This window comes from Mycobacterium sp. TKK-01-0059 (assembly GCF_000709305.1).
GTDB lineage: Bacteria > Actinomycetota > Actinomycetes > Mycobacteriales > Mycobacteriaceae > Mycobacterium > Mycobacterium intracellulare.
Window position 1 is genome coordinate 414,518 of the sequence record NZ_KL446994.1, and the last position, 12,942, is coordinate 427,459.

Genomic DNA, 12,942 nt, shown 5'->3' on the forward strand with positions numbered 1-12,942 from the left:
GTGTCCGCGCTGGCTTTCACCATTCTCGCGGTGCTACTGACCGGTCCCGTGCCGGCCATGTTGGCACGCGCGCGGTGGCCGCTGCGCGCCCCCAGAGCCGCCATGGTGTTGTGGCAGGCCGTCGCGCTGGCCGCGGTCCTGTCGGCGTTCAGCGCCGGGATCGCGATCGCCACCCGGCTGCTCATGCCCGGTCCCGACGGGCGACCCACGACCAGCATCGTCGGCGCCGCCGACCGTCTCGGGTGGCCGCTGTGGGCGGCATACATCGGGGTTTTCGCGTTAACCGTGCTGGTCGGCGCCCGATTGATGGTCGCCCTCGCCCGGGTGGCCATCGCCAATCGGAAGCGGCGGGCCCACCACCGGATGGTCGTCGACCTGGTCGGGGTCGGCCACGACGCGGCGCTGTCGCAGTCCTGCACCCGCACCCGCGATCTGCGCGTGCTGGATGTCCCGCAACCGCTCGCCTACTGCCTGCCGGGCGTGCGCAGCCGGGTGGTGGTCAGCGAGGGCACGCTGAGCACGCTCGCCGACGCCGAGGTCGCGGCCATCCTCACCCACGAGCGCGCCCACCTGCGGGCACGGCACGACCTGGTGCTGGAGGCGTTCACCGCGGTGCACGCGGCCTTCCCGCGGCTGGTCCGCAGCGCCAACGCGCTGGGTGCCGTCCAGCTGCTGGTCGAGTTGCTCGCCGACGACGCCGCGGTGCGTGCCGCCGGCCGCGCTCCCCTGGCCCGGGCGCTGGTCGCCTGCGCCTCGGGACGGGCGCCGTCGGGCGCGCTGGCGGCGAGCGGTCCCAGCACGGTGCTGCGCGTGCGCCGGCTGGGCGGGCGCGGCAACAGCGCCGCGCTGGCGGCGGCCGCCTACCTCGCCGCGGCTGCGGTGTTCGTGGTGCCCACCATCGCGCTGGCCGTGCCCTGGCTCACCGAGCTGGAACGCCTGTTCAACCTCTGACGCCGCGCAGGGCCGATCACCCGGGGCGCGCATTCCTGCGCTGTGCCACAGTGTCACCGAAAGCTTTTGCCGAAACGTTCTCCCGATTGAGAGGCGAAGACATGAGTTCGTCGGACACCCAGGCGGGTTCCAAGACCGGCACCGCGCAGATCGGCGTCACGGGCCTGGCCGTGATGGGGTCGAACATCGCCCGCAATTTCGCCCGGCACGGCTACACCGTGGCGCTGCACAACCGGTCGATCGCCAAAACCGACGCGCTGCTCAAGGAGCACGGCGGCGACGGCAAGTTCGTGCGGTCGGAGACCATCGCCGAGTTCCTCGACGCGCTGGAAAAGCCGCGACGGGTGCTGATCATGGTCAAGGCCGGTGATCCCACCGACGCCGTCATCAACGAACTCGCCGACGCCATGGAAAAAGGCGACATCATCATTGACGGCGGCAACGCGCTCTACACCGACACCATCCGTCGGGAGAAGGCGATGCGCGAGCGCGGTCTGCACTTCGTCGGGGCGGGCATCTCCGGCGGAGAAGAGGGCGCGCTCAACGGGCCGTCGATCATGCCCGGCGGCCCGGCCGAGTCGTACAAGTCGCTGGGCCCGCTGCTCGAGGAGATCTCCGCGCATGTCGACGGGGTGCCGTGCTGCACCCACATCGGTCCCGACGGCGCCGGGCACTTCGTCAAGATGGTGCACAACGGCATCGAATACTCCGACATGCAGCTGATCGGCGAGGCCTACCAGCTCCTGCGCGACGGCCTCGGCAAGACCGCCGGCGAGATCGCCGACGTGTTCGACGAGTGGAACTCCGGCGACCTGGACAGCTTCCTCGTCGAGATCACGGCGCAGGTCTTGCGCCAGACCGACGCCAAGACCGGCAAGCCGCTCGTCGACCTGATCCTCGACGAGGCCGAGCAGAAGGGCACCGGCCGCTGGACGGTCAAGTCGGCCCTGGACCTCGGCGTGCCGGTCACCGGCATCGCCGAGGCGGTGTTCGCGCGCGCGCTGTCGGGGTCGGTGACCCAGCGCAAGGCCACCACCGGGCTGGCATCGGGCGGCTTGGGCACCAAGCCCGGCGATGCGAAGCAGTTCACCGAGGACATCCGGCAGGCGCTGTACGCGTCGAAGATCATCGCCTACGCCCAGGGCTTCAACCAGATTCAGGCCGGCAGCGCCGAATACGACTGGGGCATCACGCCCGGCGACCTGGCCACCATCTGGCGCGGCGGTTGCATCATCCGGGCGAAGTTCCTCAACCGGATCAAGGACGCCTTCGACGAGGACCCCGAGCTGCCGACGCTGATCGTGGCGCCGTACTTCCGCAGCGCCATCGAGGCCGCCATCGACGGCTGGCGCCGTGTCGTGGTGACCGCCACCCAGCTGGGCATCCCGATCCCCGGGTTCTCCTCGGCGCTGTCGTACTACGACGCGCTGCGCACCGAGCGGCTGCCCGCCGCGCTGACCCAGGGGTTGCGGGACTTCTTCGGCGCGCACACCTACGGCCGCATCGATGACGACCCTGACAAGCGCTTCCACACGCTGTGGAGCGGCGATCGCACCGAAGTGCCCGCCTAGCTGGGCCACACTGGAGGGCGTAAAGGGGGTTGGAGTTGCGATGAGGTTCCTCGACGGGCACCGGCCCGGATACGACTTGACCTACAACGACGTCTTCGTCATGCCCAACCGCTCGGAGGTCGCGTCGCGGTTCGACGTCGACCTGTCCACCGCGGACGGCTCGGGCACGACGATTCCGGTCGTCGTCGCCAACATGACGGCGGTGGCCGGCAAGCGGATGGCCGAGACGGTGGCGCGCCGCGGCGGCCTGGTGATCCTGCCGCAGGACCTGCCGATCACCGCGGTCGAGCAGACGGTCGAGTTCGTCAAGGGCCGCGACCTGGTTCTCGACACCCCGGTGGTGCTCGAGCCCGACGACTCGGTGTCCGATGCGATGGCGCTGATCCACAAGCGGGCGCACGGGGTCGCCGTGGTGGCTTTCGAGGGCCGTCCGCTGGGGTTGGTGAGCGAATCGTCCTACCTGGGTGTCGATCGGTTCACCCGGGTGCGCGACGTCGCGATGACCGACTTCGTCACCGCGCCGGTGGGCACCGAGCCGCGCAAGATCTTCGACCTGCTCGAGCAGTCCCCGATCGGTGTCGCGGTCGTCACCAACGCCGACGGCACGCTGGCCGGGGTGCTGACCCGCACCGGCGCCATCCGCGCGGGCCTGTACGCGCCGGCGGTCGACGCGCGCGGCCGGCTGCGGGTGGGCGCGGCCGTCGGCATCAACGGCGACGTCGGGGCCAAGGCGCGGTCCCTGGTCGAGGCGGGGATCGATCTGTTGGTCATCGACACCGCACACGGGCATCAGGTCAAGACGCTGGAGGCGATCCGCACGGTCGCGTCGCTCGACCTCGGCGTGCCGCTGGCGGCGGGCAACGTGGTCTCGGCCGAGGGCACCCGCGACCTGCTCGGCGCCGGGGCGAGCATCGTCAAGGTCGGCGTCGGTCCGGGCGCGATGTGCACCACCCGGATGATGACCGGGGTCGGGCGCCCGCAATTCTCGGCCATCGTCGAATGCGCTTCGGCGGCAAGGGAATTGGGCGGGCACGTGTGGGCCGACGGCGGCATCCGCCATCCCCGCGACGTGGCGCTGGCGCTGGCCGCGGGCGCGTCCAACGTGATGATCGGGTCATGGTTCGCCGGCACCTACGAGTCGCCCGGCGACCTGATGCGCGACCGCGAGGACCAGCCGTACAAGGAGAGCTACGGCATGGCGTCCAAGCGGGCCGTGGTCGCCCGCAGCGGCGCCGACACCGCGTTCGACCGGGCCCGCAAAGCGTTGTTCGAGGAGGGCATTTCGACGTCGCGCATGGGCCTGGACCCCGCCCGCGGCGGTGTCGAGGATCTGCTCGATCACATCACCTCCGGGGTGCGCAGCACCTGCACCTATGTCGGCGCCGCGAACCTGGCGGAACTGTATGAGCGGGTCGTGGTCGGGGTGCAGTCGACCGCGGGCTTCGCCGAGGGGCATCCACTCCCGCTGGGGTGGTGACACGCGCAGGGTAAGGCTAGCCTTGCCTAATAGGGCCTGCTAACCTACTGCGCCATGACCTCCTCTTCCCCCACCGTCAGCGCCGAGCTGCTGAGCATCCTGCGCGAGGACCTCAACGTCGACGCGTCCCGCCTGACCCCCGACGCGCGACTGGTCGACGACGTCGGGCTGGATTCGGTGGCCTTCGCCGTGGGCATGGTGGCCATCGAAGAACGGCTGGGTGTCTCGCTGTCCGAAGAGGAACTCCTGAACTGCGACACGGTCGGCGACCTGCAGGCCGCGATCGCCGCCAAACATCGCGATGAATGAGCTGGCCGCGGCGCTAAAGGCCGCGATGCGCGGCGGCACCAGCGATCTGGTGGTGTTCGACCGCGAGGCCTCGGCCTGGCACCGCCACCCCTGGCCCGAGGTGCACGGGCTGGCCGAGAGCGTCGCCGCATGGCTGCTGGACCGGGGCCGGCCGGCCGCCGTGGGACTGGTCGGCGAACCGACCGTCGAGTTCGTCGCCGCCATTCAGGGCGCGTGGCTGACGGGCGCAAGCGTCTCGATCCTGCCCGGGCCGGTGCGCGGCGCCGAGGGTCGCCGGTGGGCCGAGGCGACGCTGACCCGCTTCCGCGGCATCGGGGTGCGCACCGTTCTGAGCCACGGCTCCCATCTGGACGGCCTGCAATCGCTCGATCCCGCGAGCCTCGACGAGGACATGGTCGTCGAAGACGTTGGGCCCGCGGCGCGCACGGGCCGCTCGTGCGGCGAGCCGCCGCCCCGACGCGAGCATCCCGCGATCCTGCAGGGGACGGCGGGCTCGACCGGCTCGCCCAAGACCGCCGCGCTGTCGCCGCGGGCGGTGCTGGCCAACCTGCGCGGCCTCAATCACCGCCTCTCGGTCACCCCCGCGGACGTCGGCTGCTCGTGGCTGCCGCTCTACCACGACATGGGCCTGTCCTTCTTGCTCGCGTCGTCGCTGGGCGGCATGTCGGTATGGCTTTCCCCCACATCGGCTTTCACCGCCTCGCCGTTTCGCTGGTTGAGCTGGCTGTCGGAGAGCCGCGCGACCATCACCGCGGCGCCGAACTTCGCCTACAACCTGGTCGGCAGGTACGCCCGCCGGGTCTCCGACGTCGACCTGGGCGCCCTGCGGGTGGCGATCAACGGCGGGGAGCCGGTCGACTGCGAGGGATTCGAGCGCTTCGCCGACGCGATGGGCCCCTTCGGGTTCGACGCCGGCGCCGCCACCCCGTCCTACGGGCTGGCGGAGTCGACGTGCGCGGTGAGCGTGCCCGCCCCCGGCACCGGGCTGCGGTTCGCCGACGTCACCGACGAGGCGGGCTCACGCCGCCACGCGGTGCTGGGCGAGCCCATACCAGGCACCGAGATCCGGATCTCGCCGCGCGACGACACGCACGGCGACATCGGTGAGATCGAGATCCGCGGCGCGTCGATGATGGACGGCTACCTGGGACACGACCCCGTCGACCGCGAAAGCTGGTTTCCCACCGGCGATCTCGGCTTCTTCGCCGACGGCGGCCTGGTGGTGTGCGGCCGGGCCAAGGAGCTCATCACCATCGCCGGACGCAACATCTTCCCGACCGAGATCGAGACGGTTGCCGCCGGAGTCCGCGGGGTGCGCGAAGGCGCCGTGGTGGCGCTGGCCACCGGCGAACGTTCCGCGCGCCCCGGCCTGATCGTCGCCGCCGAATTCCGGGGGGCGGATCAGGCCGGCGCGCGCGCCGACGTCATCGCGCGCGTCGCGTCCGTGTGCGGCGTCGTTCCCTCCGACGTCATCCTCATGGCGCCCGGGTCGCTGCCCCGGACGTCGTCGGGCAAGCTGCGCCGCCTGGAAGTGCGGCGCTCCCTAGAGGCGGTGGATTAAGTGACGGCGATGCCTGAGACAACCCAGACCAGCCTCGACGGCTACCGTGGCCTGCTGGCGGACGCGTTCGACGAACAGGTCCTGGCGTGGACGACGGAAGCCGAAGCGCGGCAACAGTTTCCGCGTGAACTGATCGAACACCTCGGTGCGCGCGGCGTCTTCAGCGAAAAATGGGGCGACGGCGCGCTGCCCGACGTCGGCAAGCTGGTCGAGCTCGCCTTCGCCCTGGGCAGGTTGTCCTCGGCCGGCATCGGGGTGGGGGTCAGCCTGCACGACTCGGCGATCGCCGTCCTGCGCCGGTTCGGCAAGTCCGACTACCTGCGGGACATCTGCGAACGGGCGATCCGGGGGCAGGCCGTGCTGTGCATCGGAGCCTCCGAGGAGTCCGGCGGCTCCGACCTGCAGATCGTCGAGACCGAGATCTCCTCTCGGGACGGGGGTTTCGACGTCCGCGGGATCAAGAAGTTCGTCTCGTTGTCCCCCATCGCCGATCACATCATGGTGGTGGCGCGCAGCGTCGACCACGACTCGTCCAGCAAGTACGGCAACGTCGCGCTGATCGCGGTGCCGACGGCCCAGGTCGGCGTGCAGCGGCCCTACAACAAGGTCGGCGCCGGGCCGCTGGACACCGCCGCCGTGCACATCGACACCTGGGTCCCCGCCGACGCCCTGGTCGCGCGGGCCGGCACCGGGCTGGCGGCCATCAGCTGGGGGCTGGCCCACGAGCGGATGTCGATCGCCGGCCAGATCGCGGCCTCGTGCCAGCGGGCGATCGGGATCACGTTGGCGCGCATGATGACTCGTCGCCAGTTCGGTCACACGTTGTTCGAGCACCAGGCGCTGCGGCTTCGGATGGCGGATCTGCAGGCGCGCGTCGACCTGCTGCGGCACGGCCTGCTCGGCATCGCGGCCCAGGGCCGGCTGGATCTGCGCGCGGCCGCGGGTGTCAAGGTGACCGCGGCCCGCCTCGGCGAGGAAGTGATGTCGGAATGTATGCACATCTTCGGCGGCGCGGGTTACCTCATCGACGAGACGCCGCTGGGCGCGTGGTGGCGCGACATGAAGCTCGCCCGCGTCGGCGGCGGCACCGACGAGGTGTTATGGGAGTTGGTCGCCGCCGCAATGTCGCCCGATTACGCCGGCTACGCGTCGGTGGTGGGGGCTTCCAGCGCGTAGAGCGCCATGCGCCGGTTCGTCGTGTCGTGCTCGCCGAGGAACTCACATCCGACGTACTCGCACAGCCTGCGCGCGGTGGTGTTGCGGTGATCGGGGTCGAACATGATCCGGCGGCACCGCGGCTCAGCCGAAAAGGCACTGGCCACGATCCGGGGCAACAGCATCGGGCCCAGGCCCCGATTCACCAGCTTCACGTCGGCGATGGCGGCGTGCAGCCCCAGATCGTACGGCTCGGCGTCGTAATAGCGCGAGATCAGATCCTTTGCGCCCCAATACAGTTCGAGGTAGGCGATATCCCTGCCGCGCACACTCCCGATCAACGGCAGGGAGTAGGTGCCCTCGAGTTGGGCATCCAGGTGCTGCCGCCAGCGCGGGGTCGGCCAGTCGTACTCCCACGCCTCGGCCAGGTGCGGCCGGTTCATCCACTCGGCCACCATGTCCGCGTCCTCGAGCCGGGCGGCGCGCAGCCCGAAGGGGGCATCCAGGGCGGGCGTGGGTGGCCGGGGGATCTGTGCGACCTCGTCGGCGATGTCGAAGCGTTCGCGCGGCAGGATCTGGACCGCAGGCGTGTCCGGTGGGGCGTCGGGCATAGTGCGCAGAGCGTACCTGAGTAAGGGTAGGCATACCGTAGTTGCCCCGGGTCAGCGGCGGTTTCCGGCGCCAACCCCGGCGCCGCCGCGAGCGGTCGGCGCCGCGGCGCCGCCACCCGGGCTAGCATAAGGCAGCAAAGACGGAAGCAACCGCGTCCGCTCGGTCACCAGGCAGCGAAAGGATCGACGTGCCGCAGGCACCCGCGCAGGCCATCGGCTTGCCGGCGCACGGGCCGTCGGACGAGCCGCCCGATGCGGAGCCTCCCCCAGTCACCGGCCCACCACCGTCGACCCGCGGGCGGCGTAATTCATGAACGTCACCGTCACCGTGATCAGCATTGTGGCGATCGCGGTGCTGATCTTCGGCAACGCCGTCTTCGTCGCCGCCGAATTCTCGTTGACCACCCTGGACCGCAGCGCCGTGGAGGCAAACGCCCGCGGCGGCGGCCGCCGCGACCGCTGGATCCGCCGCGCGCACCAGCGGCTGTCGTTTCAGTTGTCGGGCGCGCAGCTCGGGATCTCCGTCACGACGCTGGCGGCCGGTTACCTGACCGATCCGATGGTCGAGGACCTGCCGCACCCCTGGCTGGACGCGCTCGGCATCCCCGACCGGGTCGGCGATGCGATCATGGCCGCGCTGGTGCTGGCGATCGTGACGTCGGTGTCGATGGTGTTCGGCGAGCTCGTCCCCAAATACCTGGCGGTGGCGCGGCCGGTGTCGACCGCGCGCGCCGTCGTGGGGGCTCAGGTGCTGTTCTCGCTGCTGTTGACCCCGGCGATCCGGTTGACCAACGGCGCGGCGAACTGGATCGTGCGCCGGTTGGGCATCGAGCCCGCCGAGGAGCTACGGTCCGCCCGGTCCCCGCAAGAGCTGTTGTCACTCGTGCGTTCGTCGGCGCGCAGCGGCGCCCTGGACGCCCCGACGGCGGCGCTGGTGCGGCGATCGTTGCAGTTCGGCACGCTCAGCGCCGAGGAGTTGATGACGCCCCGCTCCAAGATCGTGGCGCTGCAGACCGACGACACGGTCGCCGACCTGGTGACCGCGGCCGCCGAGTCCGGGTTCTCCCGCTTCCCCATCGTCGACGGCGACCTCGATGAGACCGTCGGCATCGTGCACGTCAAACAGGTGTTCGCGATCCCGCGCGCCGACCGCGGACGCACGCTGCTGACCACGGTGGCGCAACCCGTCGCGGTGGTGCCGTCCACGCTCGACGGGGACGCGGTGATGGCCGAGATCCGGGCCAACAGTTTGCAAACGGCACTCGTCGTCGACGAATACGGCGGCACCGCGGGCATGGTGACCCTCGAGGACCTGATCGAAGAGATCGTGGGCGATGTCCGCGACGAACACGACGACGCCACGCCCGACGTGGTGCCCGCCGGCACCGGCTGGCGGGTGTCGGGCCTGTTGCGCATCGACGAGGTGGCCTCCGCCACCGGCTTCCGGGCGCCCGAGGGCCCCTACGAGACGATCGGCGGGTTGGTGCTGCGCGAGATCGGTCACATCCCGGTGGCCGGTGACACGGTGAAGCTTCCCGGCCTGGACGCCGACGGCTTGCTGGACGCGGTGACGCGCTGGCAGGCGCGGGTCATCCGGATGGACGGCCGCCGGATCGACTTGCTCGAGTTGACCGAACTGAGCGGTCACGGCGACATTCCCGCGCCGGAGGCACACCGATGAGCGACACCATGGGCGTGCTGCTGGCGTGCCTGCTGATCGCGGTGAACGCGTACTTCGTCGGGGCCGAGTTCTCGCTGATCTCGGCGCGGCGCGACCGCCTCGAAGCGCTGGCGGAACAGGGCCGAGCCGCCGCCGTCACGGTGATCCGCGCCGGGGAGCAGCTGCCGTCCATGCTGGCCGGCGCGCAGCTGGGCGTCACGGCCGCGTCGCTGCTGCTCGGCCGGATCGGTGAGTCGGCGGTCTCGGACCTGCTGCGAACGGGGCTCGGGCTGACCGCGATTCACCCGGCGCTGCTGCACACGCTGTCGTTGGCGGTCGCCCTGGTCATCGTGGTGACGCTGCACGTGCTGTTGGGCGAGATGGTGCCCAAGAACATCGCGCTGGCCGGTCCGGAGCGCACGGCCATGCTGCTGGTCCCGCCGTACCTGGCCTACGTGCGGGCGGCCCGGCCGTTCATCGTGTTCTACGACAGGTGCGCCAGCGTGGTGGTGCGCGCGCTCGGGGTCGAGCGCAAGGAGGAGCTGGAGATCACGGTCTCCCCCGTCGAGCTGAGCGCCATGATCGCCGAGTCCGCGTCCGAGGGGCTGCTGGACCAGGAGGAGGGCACCCGGCTGGCCCGTGCGCTGCAGATCCGCCACCGGGTGGTCGGCGACGTGGCGGTGCCCCTGTCCGGGGTGCGCGCGGTGCCGGTGGCCGGCGCCGGCAAGGGCCCGACGGTCGCAGCGGTCGAGGAAGCCCTGGCCCAGAGCGGCTATTCCCGCTTCCCGGTGGCAAACGTCGACGGCAGCTTCATGGGTTACCTGCACATCAAGGACGTGCTGACGCTCGACGACGATCCCGAGACGGTGATCGATCTGGCAAAGGTGCGGCCCCTGCCGGGGCTGCCGAGGTCGCTGCCGCTGGCCGAGGCGTTGTCGCGGCTGCGCCGCAGCAACAGCCACCTGGCGCTGGTCATCGACGAGATCGGCGCCGTGGTGGCCATGGTGGCGATGGAAGACCTGGTCGAAGACTTCGTCGGGACGATGCGCGAGGCCTAGCGAGACTGGCCGGGCGGGCCCGACCGCGCGCAGCCCGTATGATCTTTCACGGCTACCAGTTAAGAAAGTGCTGGAGGGCGCCGGAGGGCACAGTGCCGCTTGCGCACGGAATGTGCGTTGCTGGACATCGATTCCGGTGACCGCCGCAGCATCATTCTTGGGGCTGTCAGCGCGTCCTGACCTGCTGTGGCAGGTCGGCGGATAACGCTCGCCAGGCTGTGCTCGGTAGGCTGATGACATTGCCAATCTGGGCCTTTCTGGTCCCTCGACGGCCCATGGAGGGTCCAGGGCGGCCCATGACGGAGGAGAATCATGACTGATCGCGTGTCGGCGGGGAACTTGCGCGTCGCCCGGGTGCTTTACGACTTCGTGAACGAAGAGGCCTTGCCCGGCACCGATATCGACCCGGACAGCTTCTGGGCCGGCGTGGACAAGGTCGTCACCGACCTCACCCCGAAGAACCAGGATCTGCTGCGCCGGCGTGACGAGCTCCAGGCCCAGATCGACAAGTGGCACCGGCAGCGGGTCATCGAGCCGCTCGACATCGACGCCTATCGCGAGTTCCTCACCGAAATCGGTTACCTGCTGCCCGAACCCGCGGATTTCACGATCACCACCTCGGGCGTCGACGACGAGATCACCACGACCGCGGGCCCCCAGCTCGTGGTGCCGGTGCTCAACGCCCGGTTCGCGCTGAACGCCGCCAACGCCCGGTGGGGTTCGCTCTACGACGCCCTGTACGGCACCGACGTCATCTCGGAAGACGACGGCGCCGAAAAGGGGTCGAGCTACAACAAGGTGCGTGGCGACAAGGTCATCGCCTACGCGCGCAAATTCCTGGACGAGGCCGTGCCGCTGGAATCCGGCTCGTGGGCCGACGCGACCGGTCTGTCCGTCGAGGACGGCCGCCTGAAGGTCGCGACCGCCGACGGCTCCGCCGGCCTGGCCGACCCGGACAAGTTCGCCGGCTACACCGGCGAGCTCGGCTCCCCCAGCTGGTCGGTGCTGCTGGTCAACCACGGCCTGCACATCGAGATCCTCATCGATCCGGACTCGCCGATCGGCAAGACCGACGCCGCCGGCATCAAGGACGTGATCCTGGAATCGGCCGTGACCACGATCATGGACTTCGAGGACTCGGTGGCCGCCGTCGACGCCGACGACAAGGTGCTCGGCTACCGCAACTGGCTCGGCCTGAACAAGGGCGACCTGTCCGAGGACGTCGACAAGGACGGCAAGACCTTCACCCGGGTGCTCAACCAGGACCGCACCTACTCCACGCCCGACGGCGAGGGCGAGCTGACCCTGCCGGGCCGCAGCCTGCTGTTCGTCCGCAACGTCGGCCACCTGATGACCAACGACGCGATTGTCGACGCGGAGGGTCACGAGGTGTTCGAGGGCATCATGGACGCGCTGTTCACCGGGCTGACCGCGATTCACGGGCTCAAGACGAGTGAGGCGAACGGGCCGCTGGCCAACAGCCGCACCGGGTCCATCTACATCGTCAAGCCCAAGATGCACGGGCCCGACGAGGTCGCGTTCACCTGCGAGCTGTTCAGCCGGGTCGAAGATGTCCTCGGGCTGCCGCAGGGCACCCTCAAGGTCGGCATCATGGACGAGGAGCGGCGTACCACCGTCAACCTCAAGGCCTGCATCAAGGCCGCGGCCGACCGGGTGGTGTTCATCAACACGGGCTTCCTGGACCGCACCGGCGACGAGATCCACACCTCGATGGAGGCGGGTCCGATGATCCGCAAGGGCTCGATGAAGAGCACCACCTGGATCAAGGCCTACGAGGACGCCAACGTCGACATCGGCCTGGCCGCCGGGTTCAAGGGCAAGGCGCAGATCGGCAAGGGCATGTGGGCGATGACCGAGCTGATGGCCGACATGGTCGAGCAGAAGATCGGCCAGCCCAAGGCGGGAGCCACCACCGCGTGGGTGCCCTCGCCGACGGCGGCCACCCTGCACGCGATGCACTACCACTACGTCGACGTGGGCGCCGTGCAGGAGGAGCTGGCGGGCAAGAAGCGCACCAACATCGACGAGTTGCTGACCATCCCGCTGGCCAAGGAACTGGCCTGGGCTCCCGAGGAGATCCGCGAGGAGGTCGACAACAACTGCCAGTCCATCCTCGGCTACGTGGTGCGCTGGGTCGCCCAGGGCGTCGGCTGCTCGAAGGTGCCCGACATCCACGACGTGGCGCTCATGGAAGACCGTGCGACACTGCGGATTTCGAGTCAGCTGCTGGCGAACTGGCTGCGCCACGGTGTGATCACCGAGGAGGACGTGCGGGCCAGCCTCGAGCGGATGGCCCCGCTGGTGGACGAGCAAAACGCCAAGGATGCGGCGTATTTGCCGATGGCGCCCAACTTCGACGACAGCCTGGCGTTCCTGGCTGCGCAGGACCTCATCCTGACCGGAACGCAGCAGCCCAACGGCTACACCGAGCCGATCCTGCACCGCCGTCGGCGCGAGGCCAAGGCGCGCGCCGCGCAGTCGAATTGAGCCTGCGCTCGAATCGGGTTCGCACGTGTAATAGTGCCGCGGATGACTAAAATCGGCGGCGAGTTCATTCGGATGGATCGA

At 69.9% G+C, this 12,942-nt stretch carries 10 protein-coding genes; 9 read left to right on the forward strand and 1 reads right to left on the reverse strand.

Annotated features, from left to right (window positions below; translation table 11 throughout):
- From K883_RS21210 to mbtN, 6 genes are all read left to right on the forward strand, one after another.
- Positions 1–951, forward strand: coding sequence for a M56 family metallopeptidase (locus tag K883_RS21210; RefSeq protein WP_008256947.1), 951 nt, complete (start codon positions 1–3; stop codon positions 949–951).
- Positions 952–1,052: 101 nt separating this feature from the next.
- The gene (gene gndA, locus K883_RS21215; RefSeq protein ID WP_036455778.1) at positions 1,053–2,522 is read left to right on the forward strand and encodes an NADP-dependent phosphogluconate dehydrogenase; all 1,470 of its coding nucleotides are present in this window, start codon (positions 1,053–1,055) and stop codon (positions 2,520–2,522) included.
- Positions 2,523–2,562: 40 nt separating this feature from the next.
- Positions 2,563–3,999, forward strand: a complete 1,437-nt coding sequence (locus tag K883_RS21220) for a GuaB1 family IMP dehydrogenase-related protein (RefSeq protein WP_008256949.1) — start codon at positions 2,563–2,565, stop codon at positions 3,997–3,999.
- Between the two features lie 54 nt (positions 4,000–4,053).
- Positions 4,054–4,308 (forward strand): acyl carrier protein, encoded by a 255-nt coding sequence (locus K883_RS21225; protein ID WP_008256950.1) that lies wholly within the window; start codon positions 4,054–4,056, stop codon positions 4,306–4,308.
- Positions 4,301–5,869: a long-chain-fatty acid--ACP ligase MbtM gene (gene mbtM / locus K883_RS21230; protein WP_020822587.1), complete on the forward strand. Its 1,569-nt coding sequence runs from the start codon at positions 4,301–4,303 to the stop codon at positions 5,867–5,869. The genes K883_RS21225 and mbtM overlap by 8 nt, the downstream gene beginning before the upstream one ends.
- A gap of 9 nt (positions 5,870–5,878) precedes the next feature.
- Entirely contained in the window at positions 5,879–7,045 is a 1,167-nt protein-coding gene (mbtN, locus tag K883_RS21235; RefSeq protein WP_036455780.1) for a mycobactin biosynthesis acyl-ACP dehydrogenase MbtN, read from the forward strand.
- On the opposite strand, the gene K883_RS21240 is transcribed toward mbtN, so the two are convergent.
- Positions 7,012–7,635, reverse strand: a complete 624-nt coding sequence (locus tag K883_RS21240) for a GNAT family N-acetyltransferase (protein ID WP_020822589.1) — start codon at positions 7,633–7,635, stop codon at positions 7,012–7,014. The two genes, mbtN and K883_RS21240, sit on opposite strands and share 34 nt — an antisense overlap.
- 310 nt (positions 7,636–7,945) lie before the next feature.
- Here K883_RS21240 and K883_RS21245 point away from each other — a divergent pair, with 310 nt between their 5' ends.
- From K883_RS21245 to K883_RS21255, 3 genes are all read left to right on the forward strand, one after another.
- The gene (locus tag K883_RS21245; protein WP_020822590.1) at positions 7,946–9,316 is read left to right on the forward strand and encodes a hemolysin family protein; all 1,371 of its coding nucleotides are present in this window, start codon (positions 7,946–7,948) and stop codon (positions 9,314–9,316) included.
- A complete protein-coding gene (locus tag K883_RS21250; protein ID WP_020822591.1) occupies positions 9,313–10,353 on the forward strand; it encodes a hemolysin family protein in 1,041 nt (346 codons plus the stop codon). The genes K883_RS21245 and K883_RS21250 overlap by 4 nt, the downstream gene beginning before the upstream one ends.
- A gap of 312 nt (positions 10,354–10,665) precedes the next feature.
- Positions 10,666–12,861: a malate synthase G gene (locus tag K883_RS21255; RefSeq protein WP_036455782.1), complete on the forward strand. Its 2,196-nt coding sequence runs from the start codon at positions 10,666–10,668 to the stop codon at positions 12,859–12,861.
- The last annotated feature ends 81 nt before the right edge of the window (positions 12,862–12,942 follow it).

Excerpts from the sequence above, each read along its gene's own strand:
- K883_RS21255 (WP_036455782.1), top strand. The coding sequence starts at position 10,666 with ATGACTGATCGCGTGTCGGCGGGGAACTTGCGCGTCGCCCGGGTGCTT.
- K883_RS21240 (WP_020822589.1), bottom strand. The coding sequence starts at position 7,635 with ATGCCCGACGCCCCACCGGACACGCCTGCGGTCCAGATCCTGCCGCGC.
- mbtM (WP_020822587.1), top strand. The coding sequence starts at position 4,301 with ATGAATGAGCTGGCCGCGGCGCTAAAGGCCGCGATGCGCGGCGGCACC.
- K883_RS21250 (WP_020822591.1), top strand. The coding sequence starts at position 9,313 with ATGAGCGACACCATGGGCGTGCTGCTGGCGTGCCTGCTGATCGCGGTG.
- mbtN (WP_036455780.1), top strand. The coding sequence starts at position 5,879 with ATGCCTGAGACAACCCAGACCAGCCTCGACGGCTACCGTGGCCTGCTG.
- K883_RS21225 (WP_008256950.1), top strand. The coding sequence starts at position 4,054 with ATGACCTCCTCTTCCCCCACCGTCAGCGCCGAGCTGCTGAGCATCCTG.
- K883_RS21220 (WP_008256949.1), top strand. The coding sequence starts at position 2,563 with ATGAGGTTCCTCGACGGGCACCGGCCCGGATACGACTTGACCTACAAC.
- gndA (WP_036455778.1), top strand. The coding sequence starts at position 1,053 with ATGAGTTCGTCGGACACCCAGGCGGGTTCCAAGACCGGCACCGCGCAG.
- K883_RS21245 (WP_020822590.1), top strand. The coding sequence starts at position 7,946 with ATGAACGTCACCGTCACCGTGATCAGCATTGTGGCGATCGCGGTGCTG.